Source organism: Sphaerisporangium sp. NPDC049002, assembly GCF_040649355.1.
Lineage (GTDB): Bacteria > Actinomycetota > Actinomycetes > Streptosporangiales > Streptosporangiaceae > Sphaerisporangium.
On record NZ_JBEZFH010000169.1, the window covers coordinates 1 to 17,135 of the forward strand.

Below are 17,135 nucleotides of genomic sequence, written 5' to 3' on the forward strand. Positions count from 1 at the left end.
TGTGACGGTGGATCGGTGGCTCCTACAGGGTCGGAAGGTCGGTCGTCCGAGGGGGGTCACAGGGGGAGGATCCGCACGCCGCCCGAGGTGGCGAGCCGCCCTCGGCGGTCACCGTCGCGGGGGCCGTACCGGCCTCCCACGAGTACGGCGAGGAGGCGAACGACACCGCGAGCGCCGCCGTGGTCTCACCTCCGGCGAGTGCCGTGAGAAGGTCGCGGGCGGCGTCCGTGCCCGCCTCCAGCAGCGCCCAGGTCGCCAGAACGGCACTGGTCAGGAAGGGTATGGGCGTGACGGCGCGGCCGAGCTCCTCCAGCACGACCGCCGCCTCCCGCGCCGACGCGCCCGCGCCGCCGAGCTCCTCGGGGATGAGCAGCCCCGCCACCCCGATGTCCCGGGCCAGCGCCTTCCACAGGCCGGCGTCGTACGACGAGGGGTTCTCGATCCTGGCGAGCACCGTGGCCGGAGGGCACCTGTCGGCCAGCAGGTCGCGGACCGCCGAGCGCAGCTCCTCCTCGACCTCTGAGTACAGCAGCGTCATCGGTCGCTCACCACTCCTTGTTCGCCGCGTCGGGTTCGCTGCAGGTCATCGCGGGAGGTCCTTCCACGGGACGTTCTTGTCGACGCGGGGTTCTGAGGGCAGGCCGAGCACGCGCTCGGCGATGATGTTGCGCAGGATCTCGGAGGTCCCGCCCTCGATCGAGTTGCCCTTGGCCCGCAGGTAGCGGTAGCCCGGCCCGCGGCCGAAGAAGTCGACGGTGTCCGACCTGCGGAAGCTCCAGTCGTCGTACGCGAGCCCCTCCTCGCGCCGCATCTCCACGTCGAGCCCGGACAGCGCCTGGTTCAGGCGGGCGAAGGCCAGCTTCATGCCCGACCCCTCGGGGCCCGGCGCGCCGGCGGCGAGCTGCTCGCGCAGCCGTACCCCGGCGAGGCGGGTGACCTCGGTCTCGACCCAGAGCTGGAGCAGGCGCTGGTGCAGGGCGTGGGTGCGGATCTCGGGGCGCCGCCGCCAGGTATCGGCGACCAGGCCGATCACGCCGCCGCCGCGCCGCACCGGCGAGCCGCCGATGGCGACCCGCTCGTTCATGAGGGTGGTCTGGGCGACCCGCCAGCCGTCGCCCACCTCACCCAGCCGGAGCGAGTCGGGCAGCCGCACGCCGGTGAGGAACACCTCGTTGAACTCGGCCTCGCCCGTGATCTGGCGCAGCGGCCGTACCTCGACGCCGGGCGCCCGCATGTCGCAGACGAAGTACGTCAGGCCCCGGTGCTTGGGCACGTCCGGATCGGTACGCGCGACGAGGATGGCCCAGCGGGAGTGGTGGGCCCCGGAGGTCCACACCTTCTGCCCGTCCACCACCCATTCGTCCCCGTCCCTTACGGCCCGGGTGGCGAGGGTGGCGAGATCAGACCCCGCGCCCGGCTCGCTGAAGAGCTGACACCAGATCTCCTCGCCCGTCCACAGCGGCCGGAGGAACCGCTCCTTCTGCTCCTCGGTGCCGAAGATGAGGATCGTGGGGGCCGCCATGCCGAGGCCGATGGTCAGCTTGCCGATGTCGGTCTGGGGCGTGTCCGCGAGCTCCTGCTCGACGACGCTCTGCAGCCCGCGCGGCGCGCCCAGCCCGCCGAGGCCCTCAGGGAAGTGCACCCAGGCGAGCCCGGCGTCGAACCGCGCCCGCAGGAAGTCCAGCGGCTCCATCGCCGCCGGGTCGTGGTCCGCCAGGAACGCGCGAGCCCGCTCCTTGAGCGCCGCCTCATCCACTGTCACGAAATACCCCTTCAAGGTGGTCGATGGGATGCCGGTCAGCCGGTGGGCATGTGCTTCTTGAGCTCGCGGTACGCGAGAGACCGCTTATGCACCTCGTCCGGCCCGTCGGCGAGCCGCAGCGAACGGGCTCCCGCCCACAGGCCCGCCAGCGGGAAGTCCTGGCTGACGCCCCCGGCCCCGTGGACCTGGATGGCCTTGTCGAGGATCCACTCCACGGTCCGGGGCGTGGCGATCTTGATGGCCTGGATCTCGGCGTGCGCGCCTCGGTTGCCGACGGTGTCCATCAGCCAGGCGGTCTTCAGCACCAGCAACCTGAGCTGCTCGACCTTGACCCGCGACTCCGCGATCCAGTCCTGCACGACGCCCTGCTCGGCCACCGGCCTGCCGAAGGTCGTACGAGACAGGGCGCGCGCGCACATCAGCTCGATCGCCCGCTCGGCCATGCCGATCAGCCGCATGCAGTGGTGGATGCGGCCGGGACCGAGCCGGGCCTGGGCGATGCCGAACCCGCCGCCCTCCTCGCCGATCAGGTTCTCCACCGGCACGCGGACGTCCTCGAAGAGCAGCTCGGCGTGGCCTCCGTGGTCGGCGTCGCTGTAGCCGAAGACGTGCATGCCGCGCTTGACGGTCAGCCCCGGGGTGTCACGCGGTACGAGCACCATGCTCTGCTGCCGGTGGGAGGAGCCCTCCTGCGAGGTCTTGCCCATCACGATGAAGATCGCGCAGCGCGGGTTCATCGCGCCGGAGGCGAACCACTTGCGCCCGTTGATGACGTACTCGGCGCCGTCGCGCACGATCGACGTGGCGATGTTGGTCGCGTCGGAGGAGGCGGCGTCCGGCTCGGTCATGGCGAACGCCGATCGGATCTCGCCGTTCAGCAGCGGTTCCAGCCAGGCCTTCCGCTGCCACTCGTCGCCGAACATGGAGAGGACCTCCATGTTGCCGGTGTCGGGGGCGGCGCAGTTCGTGGCCGTGGGCGCGATGCGCGGGCTGCGCCCCATGATCTCGGCCAGCGGGGCGTACCGCACGTTGGTCAGGCCGGCGCCGTGCTCACCGGGCAGGAAGAGGTTCCACAGGCCGCGCCTGCGCGCCTCGTCCTTGAGGTCCTCCATCATCGGCGGGGAGCTCCACCCGCTCTCGGCGGCCTGCTGCTCGAAGGCCTCCTCGGCGGGGTACACACACTCGTCCATGAACTCGGTCAGCCGCTCGCGCAGCTCCTCGGTCGTGGTGTCGAACGCGAAGTCCATCAGTCCTCCAGTGACTCCAGTGCTTTCAGGCCATGGGCCACGAGCGGCGCGACGTGCTCGCCGATCTCGTCGAATCCGTCTCCTACGGTCAGGCCCTGGGTGTAGCGGAAGTGGATGCCCTCGGAGATCACCGCGAGCTTGAAGCACGCCAGGGCGACGTACCAGCCCAGGCGGGAGATGTCGAGGCCGGTCCCGGCCGCGTACCGCCGCGCCAGCTCGGCGCTCGGCATGTGCTCGCCGGCCGCCTCGGGTTCGGCGATGTCCAGGGCGGCGAAGTCGCCGTAGAGCAGGAAGAGCGCGAGGTCGGTGAGGGGGTCGCCGAGCGTCGACATCTCCCAGTCGAGCACGGCCCGCACCTGGCCGCCGGCGATCAGCGTGTTCCCCAGCTTGAAGTCTCCGTGCACGATCGCGTGGCGCTGCGTGACCGGCACTGCTCCCGCCAGACGGGTGAAAAGGTGGTCGATGTCCGGCAGGTCCCGGCTGCGCGAGGCGTCGAGCTGCCGCTTCCAGCGCCTGACCTGGCGCTCCAGGAAGCCCTCCGGCCGGCCGAAGCCGGCGAGCCCGACGGCGACCGGGTCCACGTCGTGGAGCCTGGCGAGGACGTCGATCAGGTCCGCCTCGATGGCGGGCGTCGCCGGGGGCTGACCCCCCTCGACGTACTCCATGACGTAGAAGGGCGCCCCGACCACGTCCGGGTCCTCGCAGAGGTGGTACGTGCGGGGTACGGGCACGCCCGTGTCCCGCAGCGCCGTCATGACGCGGTACTCCCGGCCCATGTCGTGCGCCGTGGCCAGCACGTGCCCGAGCGGCGGCCTGCGTACGACGAACCGGCGCGCGCCGTCGCGTACGAGATAGGTCAGGTTCGACTTGCCTCCGTGGATCACCTCGGCCGCCAGCGGGCCCTCGGCGAGGTCGTGCCTCGCGAGGCGGTCTCTCAGCCGGCCGAGGTCTAGACCCGGCGGGCTGGTCTCGGTATGTGCGGGCATCGCGCTCCCCAGTCGTCCCAGTACCTGGAGCGTACCGACCGGACGGTATGCGTGTCGACCAGGGGACGCCGTCTCGGCGAGTGGTCACCGTGAACGGGCGTCGAGTGGCCCTATCTTCCATGCCACCGTGACCGGGAGACTGGCCGTCATGACCGCGAAGTTGCCTGAACCCGTCATCCTCGAAGGCCGCACCGTACGGCTGGAGCCGCTCGGTCTCCACCACGTCCCCGACCTGTTCGCGGCCGGTGGGGACGACGACGAGGTGTGGCGCTGGATGCCGGTGCCCACCCCGCGGACCGAGGACTGGATGCGGGAGGTCGCCGTCACGATGATGGGCAACCCGATCCTGGTGCCGCTCGCCGTCGTCCTGCGCGAGACGGGACGGGCCGTCGGGTGGACCACCTTCCACGACGTGGCCGGGTTCGACCAGAGCGTCGAGATCGGCTGGACCTGGTATGGCAGGGCCGTGTGGAGGACCGCCGTGAACACCGAATCCAAGCTGCTCCTGCTGAGCCACGCCTTCGACAAGGTGGGCTACAACCGCGTGCTGCTCAAGACGGACTCGCTCAACACCCGCTCGCAGGACGCGATCCGGCGCATCGGGGGCGTCTACGAGGGCACGTTGCGCCGTCACCGCCAGCGCCCGGACGGCACGTGGCGCGACACCGTGTACTTCGGGATCCTCGACGACGAGTGGCCCCCGCGAAAGCGGCGGCTGGAGCGGATGCTCGACCGCTGACGCCGTACTCCGCCCCCAAGCGCCCGGCGCTTGGGGGCGATTTCGGTATATCATCCGAGTTGATTAGTGATGACCGGTCTACGGTCCCTACCGAGGAGGTGAGCCCCATTACCGCTGTACCAGGTCGGGTGCTCCCATCTCACGACCGCGCGGTCCATCAGGCATAGGTGAACCGAGGGAGCGCCCATCGGCATCCCGAAAGGCTCCCATGTCGGTTCCGCTTCTGTCCGAATCCTTCATCGTCACCACGCTTCGCGCCGCCGGCTGTGTCTTCGCCGAGGACGAGGCGCGGCTGCTCGTCTCCGCGGCGCCCACTCCGGCCGACCTCGCCGAAATGGTGGAGCGGCGGGCGAGCGGCCTCCCCCTCGAACACGTCCTCGGCTGGGCGGAGTTCTGCGGGCTGCGCATAGCGGTGGACCCCGGTGTCTTCGTCCCCCGCCGCCGCACCGAGTTCCTCATCCGTCAGGCCGCCGCCCTCGCCCCGCCGCGCGCCGTCGTCGTCGACCTGTGCTGCGGCTCGGGCGCGATGGGCGCCGCGCTCGTCACGGCCCTGGACGAGGTGGAGCTGCACGCCGTCGACATCGACCCCGCCGCGGTGCGGTGCGCCCGCCGCAACCTCGCCGCCGCCGGGGGCCGGGTGTACGAGGGCGACCTCTACGAGCCGCTTCCCGTCGCGCTGCGGGGCCGCGCCGACCTGCTGCTCGCCAGCGCGCCGTACGTGCCGACGGAGGCGATAGGACTGCTGCCGCCGGAGGCCCGCATCCACGAGCCCCGGGTGGCGCTGGACGGTGGCGCCGACGGGCTCGACGTCGTGCGGAGGCTGATCGCCGCCGCGCCCCTCTGGCTGGCGCCGGGCGGCCACCTTCTGGTCGAGACGAGCGAACGCCAGGCGCCCGAGACCGTCGAGGCCATCGCCCGGAGCGGCCTGGTCCCGCGCGTGGCCGGTTCCGACGAGCTGGACGCGACGGTCGTCATTGGGACCTCGCCCGCGAGGACGTCGCCCTAGGCCACAGGGACGTCATAGGCACCGAGCGCCGCGAAGGCGTGTCACCTGGCGGCCACCCGGGTCGTGACCGGCACGGGGAGATCAGGGTGCGGGGGCGAGACCTGGTGGGCGGTCTCCGGGGCGAGGCGGCCCAGCGTGATCGTCCCCGCTATCAGAACCGCGGCCGAGACGATCGCCGGGATCACGTTGCCGGCTCCGGCCGGCAACGGCTCGCCGAGCAGGATCGTTCCCGCGAGCACCGAGGTGATGGGGTCCACCACCTGGACTCCCGCGTACGCGATCCCGAAGTAGCCGACAGCGTAGGACTTCTGCAGGAGCACGATGGCACAGACCAGCAGCACGGGGATGGCGAGTGTGAACCAGTGGAGCAGCCGCGACAGGTCACCCCCGAGCCCTCCCCCGACGACCCGTACGAACGTCGACACCGACGCGGTCACCGACCCCGCGCCGACGGACAGCAGCAGCGCCTTCCCCGAGCCGCGGGCGCGCCGCGCGGCGAGCTGGCAGACCAGGACCACCACGCCCACGCAGACCAGGAACCCCAGCGCCGCCGGGGTCGACAGCTCGGGCCGCTTGTTGCTCTGCGGTATCAGCAGCATCAGCCCCAGCAGCCCTGCCGCCACCGCCATCGAGCCGAGCACCTCGGCCTTGTGGGGCCGCCTGCCGTGCATGAGCGCCGCCAGCGGGACGGCGAAGACCAGCGTGGCCACGCTGACCGGCTGGATCAGCACCAGCGGCGCGAAGCTCAGCGCCACCGCGTGCAGCGAGGCTCCGATGAACCCGATGAGGCCGCCGATCCACCATCGTGGCCGTTTGACCAGATTGAGCGTCGCGCCCCCGCGGATCGCCTCGTACTGCTGGAGGGCCGCGCCACCGGCGTACCCGAACGCACCGACGAGGGCGATCGACACGCCCATCCAGATCATGGCCGGCCGCCCGGCGTACGCGGGAGGGCAGCGGAGAGCAGAGGTGAGGTCATCAGTGGGAGCACTCCGTCAGCTTAGGGACAAACCTGAATGGCCAGTTCGTCAATCCCACCATTTCGTATAGTCCTGGGGCTGACGCTCTGATGGCACCATACGCGGACAAACAGCGCATTGGGAGCGGCTTCGGGGTACTGGCCAGGGCGTCCACGGTAGAGCCCTTCGCGGCGGGGGGCATGACTTCTTCCACTTCCCAGGGAATGACAAGACAATCGGAGGCGTTTCCAGAGACACCCCCAGGGGGTATACGTCGAAGGAGCAGCCATGGAACACGACCGCACCGGCCCGGCCGTACACCGCGGAGACCACCACGACCCGCACGGCGGGCACGGCGGGCACGGCGGGCACGGTGACCATGCCGCGCGGTTCAGGGACCGGCTGTGGATCAGCGTGGTCGTCTCCGTGCCGGTCATCCTCTACAGCCACATGGTGCAGATGTGGCTGGGGTTCACGCCGCCGGCCTTCCCCGGTTCCGGCTGGGTGGCGCCCGTGCTCGGCACGATCGTCTTCTTCTACGGCGGCCGGCCCTTCCTGAAGGGCGCGGTCGAGGAGATCAGGAGCCGGGCGCCGGGGATGATGCTGCTGATCTCCCTCGCGATCACCGTCGCCTTCGGGGCGAGCGCCGCCACCGCGCTGGGGTTCTTCCACCTCGACTTCTGGTGGGAGCTGGCCCTGCTGATCGACATCATGCTGCTCGGCCACTGGCTGGAGATGCGCGCGCTCGGCCAGGCGTCCAGCGCCCTTTCCGCGCTCGCCGCCCTGCTCCCCGACGAGGCGGAACGGGTGACGGACGTCGGCACGGAGACGGTGCCCACCGGCGCGCTGCGGCCCGGTGACGTCGTGCTCGCCCGTCCCGGCTCGCGCGTGCCGGCCGACGGCGTGATCGTCGACGGCGAGGCGGAGTTCGACGAGTCGATGCTGACCGGCGAGTCCCGTCCGGTTCCGAAGAAGGCCGGCGACCGCGTCGTGGCGGGTACGGTCGCGCTCGACTCGGCGGTGCGCGTGAAGGTCGACGCCGTGGGCGAGGAGACCGCGCTCGCGGGCATCCGCCGCCTCGTCGAGCAGGCGCAGTCGTCCCGCTCGAAGGCCCAGGCGCTGGCCGACCGTGCCGCGGCCCTGCTGTTCTACGTCGCGACGGCCGCGGGCGCGGTCACCTTCGCCGTCTGGGTCGCCCTCGGCGACCCGCGCGAGGCGGTGGAACGCACGGTCACGGTGCTGGTGATCGCCTGCCCCCACGCCCTCGGCCTCGCCATCCCGCTCGTGATCGCGATCTCCACGGCGATCAGCGCGAGGAACGGCATCCTGATCAAGGACCGCGTCGCCCTCGAACGGATGCGGACCGTGCGGGCCGTCCTGTTCGACAAGACCGGCACGCTCACCAAGGGCGAGCCGGAGGTCACCGGTGTCCTCGCCGCCGACGGCGACGAGGACGCGATCCTCCGGACGGCCGGCGCGGTCGAGGGCGACAGCGAGCACCCGCTCGCCCGCGCGGTCGTGGCCGCCGCACGCACGCGAGGAGGACTTCCCAAGGCCGCCGGCTTCCGTTCCATGACGGGCCGCGGCGTCCAGGCGACCGTGGAAGGGCACACCGTGGCCGTGGGCGGGCCCGCGCTGCTCCGCGAGCTGGGGCTGTCCGAGCTGGACACCGACGAGTGGAAGAAGCGCGGCGCCTCCGTGCTCCACGTGGTCGCGGACGGCCGCGTGGCCGGCGCGATCGCACTTGAGGACGCCATCCGGCCCGAGTCCCGCGAAGCCGTACGGGAGCTGCACCGGCTCGGCCGGCGCGTGGTCATGATCACTGGTGACGCGGAGCAGGTCGCGCGGGCGGTGGCGGACGAGCTCGGCGTGGACGAGTACTTCGCCGAGGTCCTGCCCGAGGACAAGGACGCAAAGGTGGCCGAGCTCCAGGAGCGCGGCCTGAGCGTCGCCATGGTCGGCGACGGGGTGAACGACGCTCCCGCCCTGGCGAGGGCCGACGTCGGCATCGCGATCGGCGCCGGCACGGACGTGGCCATCGAGTCGGCGGGCGTCGTCCTGGTCAGCGACGACCCGGGCTCGGTGGTGAGCGTCATCCGGCTGTCCCAGGCGACGTATCGCAAGATGCTGCAGAACCTCGCCTGGGCCACCGGCTACAACCTCGTGGCGATCCCTCTGGCCGCCGGGGTGCTCGCCCCGGTGGGGATCACGCTCTCCCCCGCGGTGGGCGCGATCCTCATGAGCCTGTCCACGATCGTGGTGGCGCTCAACGCCCAGCTCCTGCGCCGCGCCGACCTGCGCGCCGAGGGCGGGCCGTCCTAGCTCAGGACTTTTCTGGGCACACGCAGAAGAGGTGACCCTCGGGGTCGGCGAGGACGGTCCAGGTGTCCCCGGGCTGGAAGTCGGGCTTGGTGGCGCCGAGCTCGATGTACTCCCGCACGGCCTCGTCCACGTCCGGCACCCGGAAGTCGAGGTGGAACTGCTTGTCGGGCCCCGGCCACACGGCCGGCTTGCGCTCGGGGACCCGGCCGAAGTAGATGCTGGTCGTCCCGTCGCCGATGCCGGCGTACTCCTCCTCGGCGTACTGGACCTCGAACCCGGTGATCCGCGAATAGAACTCGGCGAGCTTCTTGGGCTCGGCACAGTCAATGGTCACCGCTATGAGCTTTGCCTTCGTCGTCATGCCCCCATCCTCGCCACCGTACCTGTCACCCCCTGTCAGGTATGGCACGGCGCTTTCCGCGGGCGCCGACCGCACCCCCTACTCGCGGCGCGCGCCCTCGGGCCAGATGACGTGGACCCTGATGCCGCGCCGGCGCGCCTCCGCCACGACGTCGGCCGTGCCTCCGTAGCCGCGGGCGGGCTCTCCGTCCCAGACGGCGTACAGCTCCTCGGCCAGGTCGAGCATGAGCAGGCTGCCCTGCATGTGGGACTCGCAGGTCGACTCGGCGTACCGGAGCCGGTGGACCTTCTCGGCGAGGCCCATGAGCAGGTCGTACTCGGCCTGGGTGTCGGCGGGAAGCTCCTCGCGGTAGCTCTCGGAGCAGACCACCGCCTCCAGCGTGCCGCCCAGGTCGACCACCGCTCGCGCGAAGATCTGGTCGGCCCCGTCCGCCAGGCAGGAGACCCCCCTCACCTCGGGGGCGTGCGCGGCCAGCGTCCGCCTGATGGCGGCCTCGACCAGCGCGGCCGTACGCGAAGGCAACCCGCGATGACCGGAGATGGCGAGACGGAGTGGCCTGGCCTCCCCGCGCACGGACGGGTGCGGCGCCTCACGGGAAGCCGGACGCCCACCCGGAAGAGGTTCGTCAGCTGCGTGAACCTCGCCACAACATGGTTTCACGCGAGATGGCCTCCTCAGACTCGTCGACGAAATGGGCCCACTCGGGCTCCGTGCGAGGCCATTCCGCACGCGACACGATATCTCCCAGCTCCAGCGCCGCTATGGAGTACGAGGTCGCGAGTTGCTGGTGCTGCCGCGTCTGCAGCCAGGCGATGCCCGCCGCGCCGAGCGCGCCGACGATGCCGGGGAGGTCGAGGTTGACCACCTGTGTGGCGTTCAGCACGGCCGCTATCAGGCCCACGGCCTCCATCGCCGCGAACGCGACCGACCACTGGGCGGCCCGGCGCTCGTGGTACCGAGCCTTGACGATGTACCAGACGCGCTGCTCGTTGATCCGGCCGTTCATGTAGCGCTGCTTGCGCTCGTCGAGCGAGAGCGCCCGGATGCTCCGCATCATGGCGGTGACCTGGCACTCCTCTTCGAGCGTGGGGATCGGGGCGAAGGAGTGGATGCCCCCGGTGATCTCGGAGAACCTCCGCAGCAGCAGGAGGTCCACGCTCTGGTCGTCCCTCGCGTCGCAGCCGAACGGCTCGCCGCCGACCAGGTAACGCCACGCCAGGGTCTTCGCCGACTCGGCCGCCGCCCTGGCCTCGTACCACTGGCGATCCGGACGGACGGTGAGCAGGTACACCTCGGTGACCAGCGCCGAGGCCAGCGCTCCCGCGGCGACGATCGCCGCCGCGTCCACGCGCCCGGCGTCCAGGCTGAACGAGCCGAAGACCGCGGCGATCACCAACGAGGAGAGCCGTACACAGGTAGCGGTGAGCAACCTCCGCTGCCCGATGATGGCCCCTGATCGGCAGCACGATAGAGCGCCGGAAATCCAGCCTCCGGAATGCCCTCCATGGGTCAACTGGAACCGCTGATCGAAACCCTGTCAAGAGTCCTCATGGCATTACTTCAAGGTCAGCATATAAAGCAGAGGTTCGCCCCAGACCTAGGGTCGCCATGGCGACCGTGATCACGCTCGGCGCGAGCCCGGCGCTGGTCTCCCTCGGGGCACGGCTCGCGCTGGCCGAGAGGCTCGGCCGCTCCGGGGCCCTCAGCATGGCGCTGGCCCTCGCCGGGCTGCTCCTGCTCCTGGGCGGCCCGTCGGCCGCCTCCGCGACCGGCGTCGGCCTCGCCCTGCTGTCCGCGATCGCGTACGCCGGGGTCACGCTGCACTCCCGCGCGTCGGCCCGCCCCCGTCCCCCCGCGCGGTTCAAGTCACGCGGGGACCCGCGGCCGGGCGAGTCCGGCTAGCCGACGGCGGCACCGGCGGGAGGGCGTGCTAGACCTTGGTGGCGGCCAGGGCGACCGTGGCCGAATAGGGCACAAAGGTTTTTCCGTGGAAGTACTGGATAAGACCATTCCGCCCCATAAGAGAGGTGGTGTGGATGAACGACGAAGGACCACGGCCGAGTGGCCGTCAGGTCAACCTGGTGTTCGCCGGGCTGATGGTGGCCCTCCTGCTCGCGGCCCTCGACCAGACCATCGTCTCCACCGCCCTGCCGACGATCGTCGGCGACCTCAAGGGCCTGGAGCACATCGGCTGGATCGTCACGGCCTACATCCTCGCCTCCACCATCGGCCTGCCGATCTACGGCAAGCTGGGTGACCTGTTCGGCAGGAAGATCGTCTTCCAGGCCGCCATCGTGATCTTCCTGATCGGCTCGGTGCTCTGCGGGGCGGCGCGGAACATGCCCGAGCTGATCGGGTTCCGCGCCCTCCAGGGGCTCGGCGGCGGCGGGCTCATGATCGGCGTGCAGGCGATCGTGGCCGACCTGGTCTCCCCGCGCGAGCGGGGCAGGTACACCGGCATCATCGGCGCCGTCTGGGGGCTCTCGTCGGTCATCGGGCCGCTCATCGGCGGCTTCTTCACCGACCACGCGAGCTGGCGCTGGTGCTTCTACGTGAACCTGCCCCTCGGCCTGCTCGCTCTGGGCATCACCGTCGTCGCGCTGAAGCTGCCGAAGCCGTCCATCAGGCCGAAGCTCGACATTCTCGGCACGGCGATGCTCGCCGGCACGTCCACGTGCGTCGTACTGGTCACCAGTTGGGGCGGCACGGAGTACGCCTGGGGATCCCCCGTGATCATCGGGCTGGCGGCGGGGGCGGTCGTCCTCGCCGTCGGCTTCGTGCTGGCCGAGCGCGCGGCGGAGGAGCCGATCATCCCGCTGCACCTGTTCCGCGACAACCTGTTCCTCTTCCCGACGGCGATCTCGGTGTTCGTCGGCATCGGCATGTTCGCCGCGATCGCGTACCTGCCGACCTTCCTGCAGATGGTCAACGGGGCGAGCGCCACGGGGTCGGGGCTGCTCATGCTGCCGATGGTGGCCGGGATGACGATCACCTCGATCGGCTCGGGCAGGATCATCTCGGCGACCGGGCGCTACCGGATCTACCCGATCCTTGGCCTGGGCCTGCTGTCGGCCGGCCTCGTGCTGCTGTCCAGGATGAGCGCCGGCTCCTCGATGGTGCTGAACGGCTTCTATATGTTCGTGACCGGGTTCGGGCTCGGCATGGTCCTGCAGACGCTCGTGCTCATCGTGCAGAACTCCGTCGCCCACCGCGACGTGGGCGCGGCCACCTCGGCGGTGAACTACTTCCGGCAGACCGGCGCCTCCCTCGGCACCTCGCTGGTGGGCTCCATCTTCAGCCACCGCCTGTCGGAGGCACTCAGCGCGGGCGGGGCCAGGCTGCCGGTGCGGAACGTCAACGCGATCACCCCGCAGATGGTCCACCAGTTGCCCGCTCCCGTGCGCGAGACGATCGCCCGGGCGTACGCGCAGGCCCTTCCGCCGATCTTCCTGTACGTGGCGCCCATCGTCGTGATCGGGTTCGTCCTCGCGTTCTTCGTCAAGGAGATTCCGCTGTCGAACCGTCCGGCCTCGGCCAGGCATGATGTCCCCGCGCACAGCGCCTGAGACGATCAGGCTCGGGAACGCCGTTACAGTAGGAGGCGTTGGAGGGGACGTGGCCTCAATATCGCAATTGATCAGAAATCTCCTGGATCGTCCGGGAAGCGCCAACCTTGGCCCTTTTCAACGTGTGGCCACGCAGGCGGGCGCCCGTGAAGACCGCATCCGGGCGCTGACCGAGCTTCCGCGACCCCGCATGGACGATCTCGCCGAGTTCTGCGCGATCGCGCGCGAGGCCGCGCGCCGCACGCTCGACATGCGCCCGTTCGACGTGCAGCTCGTCGGCGCTCTCGCCCTGCTGTCCGGGCACGTGGCCGAGATGGCCACCGGAGAGGGCAAGACCCTCTCCGGGGCGATCGCCGCCGCCGGGCACGCCCTGCGGGGCAAGCGCGTGCACGTGATCTCGGTCAACGACTACCTCGCCCGGCGCGACGCCGAGTGGATGGGCCCGCTCTACGAGGCCCTCGGCGTGTCCGTCGGTTGGATCGGCCAGTCCTCCACGCCCGGCGAGCGGCGGGAGGCGTACGCCAAGGACGTGACCTACGCCTCGGTCAGCGAGATCGGCTTCGACGTGCTGCGCGACCGCATCGCGACGGCCCCCGAGGACGTCATCGTGCCCGAGCCTTCCGTCGCGCTGATCGACGAGGCCGACTCGGTGCTGGTGGACGAGGCCCGCGTCCCGCTCGTGCTCGCCGGCGCCGCCGACCCCGGAACCGACGCGCCGGAGACGGCCGAGCTCGTACGGCGGCTCTCGCGCGGGTACCACTACGAGCTCGACGACCAGGGGCGCAACGTCTTCCTCACCGCCAAGGGCACAGACGCGGTCGAGAAGGCCCTGGGCGGCATCAACCTGTACGAGACCCCTGACATGCTGACGCGGATCAACCTCGCCCTGCACGCCCACGCGCTGCTGACCCGCGATGTCGACTACCTCGTCCGCGACGGGCGCATCCACCTGGTCAGCCAGTCGCGTGGCCGGGTGGCGACCCTGCAGCGCTGGCCTGACGGCCTCCAGGCGGCGGTCGAGGCCAAGGAGGCGCTCCCGGCGAGCGAGACCGGCGAGATCCTGGACTCGATCACCATCCAGGGCCTCATCCGCCGGTACCCCGAAATATGTGGCATGACCGGCACCGCGGTGGCGGTCGAGGAGCAGCTCAGGGAGTTCTACGGCCTGAAGGTCGCGGTCGTCCCCCCGAACACGCCGTGCGTCCGCGTCGACGAGCCCGACCGCGTGTTCGGCGCGGCCGTCGACAAGGAGCGGGCGCTGGTCGAGGAGATCGCGAGCGTCCACGCGACGGGCCGCCCGATCCTGATCGGCACGCTCGACGTGTCCGAGTCCGAGCGCCTGGCGGACGACCTGCGCGCCAAGGGCCTCGACTGCGTCGTGCTCAACGCCAAGAACGACGCCGAGGAGGCCGCGATCATCGCCAGGGCCGGCTCCCGGTCGGCGATCACCGTGTCCACCCAGATGGCCGGGCGGGGCACCGACATCCGGCTCGGCGAGGGGGTCGCCGAGCTGGGCGGCCTGTACGTCATGGGCTCGGGCAAGCACGCGAGCAGCCGCCTGGACGACCAGCTCAGGGGCCGCGCCGGACGCCAGGGCGACCCCGGCGGCTCGGTGTTCCTGGTGAGCCTCGAAGACGACCTGATCACGCAGTACGCCCCCGGCGAGGCGATTCCGCGCGCCGACGACGACGGCGTCGTGCGTCACAAGCGCGCCGGGTACGTCGTCGGCCACGCCCAGCGGGTCGCCGAGGGCACCCACCTGGAGATCCACCGCAACACCTGGCGCTACACCCGGCTGCTGGAGCGGCAGCGCGACCTGGTGCTGGAACAGCGCGAAAAGGTCCTCCGGGGCGACGCCGCCGCCGACGCCCTCGCCGCCGCCTCCCCCGAGCGCTGGAGCGAGCTCGGCGAGCGCGTGGGTGAGCCCACGCTCCGCGAGGCGGCACGCGAGATCGTCCTGTTCCACCTCGACCGCTGCTGGACCGAGCACCTGGGCTTCATGTCCGACGTGCGCGAGGGCATCCACCTGCGGGCCCTCGGGCACCGGCTCAAGCCGCTCGACGAGTTCCACCGCGAGGGCGTCGCCGCGTACCGGCGACTGCTCGACGAGGTCGAGAGCCGGTCGGTCGAGACGTTCGAGACGGCCGTGATCACCGCCGACGGGCTCGACCCGCTCGACAGCGGCCTCAAGCGGCCCACCGCCACCTGGACCTACCTCGTGCAGGACAATCCCTTCGGCAACGCGCTCGACCGGGTCCTGAAGCGCCTCACCCCGAGGGAGAAGCGGCGACAGGGCCTCGAACATGCCTGAAATGCCCACCCGTGGGTAGGTTGATGGCCGGTCGAGCACCTGTGATTGGGTGCTGGTTAACAGGAGCGGCATCAACGAGCACCTCCGCGACCCACTTAGGTGACTGCGCATGAACCCTGACGACTTCCTCGAAGTAGATCGCGATCTGTCCGACGAGGAGCGGGCGATCCGCGACGCCGTGCGCGATTACTCGGCCGCCGAGCTCCTGCCCCATGTGGCCGACTGGTTCGACGCCGGCACCATCCCCGACCCGCGCGGGCTGGCCAAGGGCCTCGGCGAGCTGGGGCTCTTCGGCATGCACCTGTCCGGGTACGGCTGCGCGGACACCAACGCGGTGAGCTACGGCCTGGCCTGCCGTGAGCTTGAGGCCGTGGACAGCGGGTTGCGCAGCTTCGTCTCGGTCCAGGGCTCGCTCGCGATGACCGCGATCCACAGGTTCGGGTCGGAGGACCAGAAGGAGGAGTGGCTGCCCCGCATGGTGACGGGCGACGCGCTCGGCTGCTTCGGTCTCACCGAGCCCGACTCGGGAAGCGACCCCGGCTCGATGCGCACGCGCGCCCGCCGCGACGGCGACGACTGGGTGCTCGACGGCACCAAGATGTGGATCACCAACGGCTCCGTGGCCGACGTCGCGATCGTCTGGGCCGCGACCGACGAGGGCATCCGCGGGTTCCTCGTCCCCACCTCGACCCCGGGCTTCTCGGCCAACGTGATCCACAAGAAGCTGTCGCTGCGCGCCTCGATCACCTCCGAGCTGGTCCTCGACGGCGTACGGCTGCCGAACAACGCGGTCCTGCCGGGAGCCGAGGGACTCAAGGCGCCGCTGTCCTGCCTGTCGGAGGCCCGCTTCGGCATCGTCTGGGGAGTGGCGGGGGCGGCCAGGGCCTGCCTGCTGGCCTCGATCGACTACGCGAAGACCCGCATCCAGTTCGACCGGCCGATCGGCGCCTTCCAGCTCACCCAGAGCAAGCTCGCCGACATGCTCGTCGACGTCAACCACGCCACCATGACCGCTCTGCGAATCGGTCGGCTCAAGGACGCCGGGCTCGCCCACCATGCCCACGTCAGCTTCGGCAAGCTCGCCAACGTCCGCGCGGCACAGCGCGTCGCGGCCGCCGCGCGCAGCATCCACGGCGCCAACGGGATCACCCTCGAATACCCGGTCATGCGTCACATGGTGAATCTGGAGACGGTCGCCACGTACGAGGGCACCGAGGAGGTCCACGCCCTCACCCTCGGCCGCGCCGTCACCGGCCTCGACGCCTTCCGCTGATTCGTCACACCTCCACGAGGCGGCCCCCGAAAGCGCGCTCGGTCAGATTTCCTCTCCTGAATGTTCGTGAGGATGTAGAGATCCTGCCGGCCTGCTTCTACCTACAGGTGAGCGCCGAGGGGCGCCGGAACGAAGGAGCCAGAACATGAAGTACATGCTGCTGATGCAGTTCGGCCGGCAGGCCGGTTTCCCGTCGATCGACACCTGGGCCCCGGAGGAGGTCATGGCCCACATCGAGTTCATGCACTCCGCGAACGAGACGCTCACCACCACGGGGGAGCTCGTGGAGGCGCAGGGACTGGCGATGCCCGACCAGGCCAGGATCGTGCGAGCCGGTGACAGCGGTGTCCCCGTCGTCACGGACGGCCCCTACCCCGAGACGAAGGAGTTCCTGGTCGGCTACTGGATCGTCGACTGCGAGACCCAGGAGCGGGCCTTCGAGATCGCCGCGTTCGTCTCGGCCGCGCCCGGGCCAGGTGGTAAGCCGTTGAACATGCCGATCGAGGTGCGCCAGGTGATGGCGGGCCCGCCCGAGGAGCTGTGAGCGCTGGCTGATCCCGCCATCGACGACCTGCTGCGCTAACTCGCGCCGCAGGTCGTCGG

General features: G+C 70.7%; 16 protein-coding genes. 8 read left to right on the plus strand and 8 right to left on the minus strand.

Annotated features, from left to right (window positions below):
* Window positions 1-22: 22 nt before the first annotated feature.
* The 4 genes from AB0B89_RS27025 to AB0B89_RS27040 are packed head-to-tail and all read right to left on the minus strand — an operon-like array spanning window position 23 to window position 3,995.
* Window positions 23-538 (minus strand): acyl-CoA dehydrogenase family protein, encoded by a 516-nt coding sequence (locus tag AB0B89_RS27025; protein WP_358558436.1) that lies wholly within the window; start codon window positions 536-538, stop codon window positions 23-25.
* 45 nt (window positions 539-583) lie between these two features.
* The gene (locus tag AB0B89_RS27030) at window positions 584-1,762 is read right to left on the minus strand and encodes an acyl-CoA dehydrogenase family protein (RefSeq protein WP_358558438.1); all 1,179 of its coding nucleotides are present in this window, start codon (window positions 1,760-1,762) and stop codon (window positions 584-586) included.
* Between the two features lie 35 nt (window positions 1,763-1,797).
* Entirely contained in the window at window positions 1,798-3,009 is a 1,212-nt protein-coding gene (locus AB0B89_RS27035) for an acyl-CoA dehydrogenase family protein (RefSeq protein ID WP_358558440.1), read from the minus strand.
* On the minus strand, window positions 3,009-3,995 hold the full coding sequence (locus AB0B89_RS27040) for a phosphotransferase family protein (protein ID WP_358558442.1): 987 nt from the start codon (window positions 3,993-3,995) through the stop codon (window positions 3,009-3,011). The genes AB0B89_RS27035 and AB0B89_RS27040 overlap by 1 nt, the downstream gene beginning before the upstream one ends.
* A 148-nt stretch (window positions 3,996-4,143) precedes the next feature.
* Between AB0B89_RS27040 and AB0B89_RS27045 the strand changes: the two genes are divergently transcribed.
* Window positions 4,144-4,734 (plus strand): GNAT family protein, encoded by a 591-nt coding sequence (locus tag AB0B89_RS27045; protein ID WP_358558444.1) that lies wholly within the window; start codon window positions 4,144-4,146, stop codon window positions 4,732-4,734.
* 208 nt (window positions 4,735-4,942) lie between these two features.
* A complete protein-coding gene (locus AB0B89_RS27050) occupies window positions 4,943-5,740 on the plus strand; it encodes a putative protein N(5)-glutamine methyltransferase (protein WP_358558446.1) in 798 nt (265 codons plus the stop codon).
* Between the two features lie 41 nt (window positions 5,741-5,781).
* Here AB0B89_RS27050 and AB0B89_RS27055 read toward each other — a convergent pair whose 3' ends face one another.
* Window positions 5,782-6,657: a DMT family transporter gene (locus AB0B89_RS27055; protein ID WP_358558448.1), complete on the minus strand. Its 876-nt coding sequence runs from the start codon at window positions 6,655-6,657 to the stop codon at window positions 5,782-5,784.
* Between the two features lie 330 nt (window positions 6,658-6,987).
* Between AB0B89_RS27055 and AB0B89_RS27060 the strand changes: the two genes are divergently transcribed.
* A complete protein-coding gene (locus tag AB0B89_RS27060) occupies window positions 6,988-9,021 on the plus strand; it encodes a copper-translocating P-type ATPase (protein WP_358558450.1) in 2,034 nt (677 codons plus the stop codon).
* 1 nt (window position 9,022) lies between these two features.
* Here the strand turns inward: AB0B89_RS27060 and AB0B89_RS27065 are convergent, their stop codons facing one another.
* From AB0B89_RS27065 to AB0B89_RS27075, 3 genes are all read right to left on the minus strand, one after another.
* Window positions 9,023-9,382 carry a VOC family protein gene (locus tag AB0B89_RS27065; protein ID WP_358558452.1) on the minus strand — a complete coding sequence of 120 codons (360 nt, stop codon included), beginning with the start codon at window positions 9,380-9,382 and terminating at the stop codon, window positions 9,023-9,025.
* Between the two features lie 78 nt (window positions 9,383-9,460).
* Window positions 9,461-9,904, minus strand: a complete 444-nt coding sequence (locus AB0B89_RS27070) for a hypothetical protein (RefSeq protein WP_358558454.1) — start codon at window positions 9,902-9,904, stop codon at window positions 9,461-9,463.
* Between the two features lie 103 nt (window positions 9,905-10,007).
* A complete protein-coding gene (locus AB0B89_RS27075) occupies window positions 10,008-10,895 on the minus strand; it encodes a DUF4231 domain-containing protein (protein WP_358558456.1) in 888 nt (295 codons plus the stop codon).
* 95 nt (window positions 10,896-10,990) lie between these two features.
* On the opposite strand from AB0B89_RS27075, the gene AB0B89_RS27080 reads away from it, so the two are divergent.
* From AB0B89_RS27080 to AB0B89_RS27100, 5 genes are all read left to right on the plus strand, one after another.
* Window positions 10,991-11,284 carry a hypothetical protein gene (locus AB0B89_RS27080; RefSeq protein ID WP_358558458.1) on the plus strand — a complete coding sequence of 98 codons (294 nt, stop codon included), beginning with the start codon at window positions 10,991-10,993 and terminating at the stop codon, window positions 11,282-11,284.
* A 134-nt stretch (window positions 11,285-11,418) separates the two neighbouring features.
* Window positions 11,419-12,948, plus strand: a complete 1,530-nt coding sequence (locus AB0B89_RS27085; protein ID WP_358558460.1) for an MDR family MFS transporter — start codon at window positions 11,419-11,421, stop codon at window positions 12,946-12,948.
* A gap of 58 nt (window positions 12,949-13,006) precedes the next feature.
* Window positions 13,007-15,259 (plus strand): accessory Sec system translocase SecA2, encoded by a 2,253-nt coding sequence (gene secA2, locus AB0B89_RS27090; protein ID WP_358558466.1) that lies wholly within the window; start codon window positions 13,007-13,009, stop codon window positions 15,257-15,259.
* 109 nt (window positions 15,260-15,368) lie between these two features.
* Window positions 15,369-16,532 carry an acyl-CoA dehydrogenase family protein gene (locus tag AB0B89_RS27095; protein WP_358558462.1) on the plus strand — a complete coding sequence of 388 codons (1,164 nt, stop codon included), beginning with the start codon at window positions 15,369-15,371 and terminating at the stop codon, window positions 16,530-16,532.
* Between the two features lie 145 nt (window positions 16,533-16,677).
* Entirely contained in the window at window positions 16,678-17,076 is a 399-nt protein-coding gene (locus tag AB0B89_RS27100) for a YciI family protein (RefSeq protein ID WP_358558464.1), read from the plus strand.
* The last annotated feature ends 59 nt before the right edge of the window (window positions 17,077-17,135 follow it).

Coding starts and splice junctions, on each gene's coding strand:
- AB0B89_RS27080 (WP_358558458.1), top strand. CDS start 10,991: ATGGCGACCGTGATCACGCTCGGCGCGAGCCCGGCGCTGGTCTCCCTC.
- AB0B89_RS27085 (WP_358558460.1), top strand. CDS start 11,419: ATGAACGACGAAGGACCACGGCCGAGTGGCCGTCAGGTCAACCTGGTG.
- AB0B89_RS27045 (WP_358558444.1), top strand. CDS start 4,144: ATGACCGCGAAGTTGCCTGAACCCGTCATCCTCGAAGGCCGCACCGTA.
- AB0B89_RS27055 (WP_358558448.1), bottom strand. CDS start 6,657: ATGGGCGTGTCGATCGCCCTCGTCGGTGCGTTCGGGTACGCCGGTGGC.
- AB0B89_RS27050 (WP_358558446.1), top strand. CDS start 4,943: ATGTCGGTTCCGCTTCTGTCCGAATCCTTCATCGTCACCACGCTTCGC.
- AB0B89_RS27095 (WP_358558462.1), top strand. CDS start 15,369: ATGAACCCTGACGACTTCCTCGAAGTAGATCGCGATCTGTCCGACGAG.
- AB0B89_RS27060 (WP_358558450.1), top strand. CDS start 6,988: ATGGAACACGACCGCACCGGCCCGGCCGTACACCGCGGAGACCACCAC.
- AB0B89_RS27100 (WP_358558464.1), top strand. CDS start 16,678: ATGAAGTACATGCTGCTGATGCAGTTCGGCCGGCAGGCCGGTTTCCCG.
- AB0B89_RS27035 (WP_358558440.1), bottom strand. CDS start 3,009: ATGGACTTCGCGTTCGACACCACGACCGAGGAGCTGCGCGAGCGGCTG.
- AB0B89_RS27040 (WP_358558442.1), bottom strand. CDS start 3,995: ATGCCCGCACATACCGAGACCAGCCCGCCGGGTCTAGACCTCGGCCGG.
- AB0B89_RS27025 (WP_358558436.1), bottom strand. CDS start 538: ATGACGCTGCTGTACTCAGAGGTCGAGGAGGAGCTGCGCTCGGCGGTC.
- AB0B89_RS27065 (WP_358558452.1), bottom strand. CDS start 9,382: ATGACGACGAAGGCAAAGCTCATAGCGGTGACCATTGACTGTGCCGAG.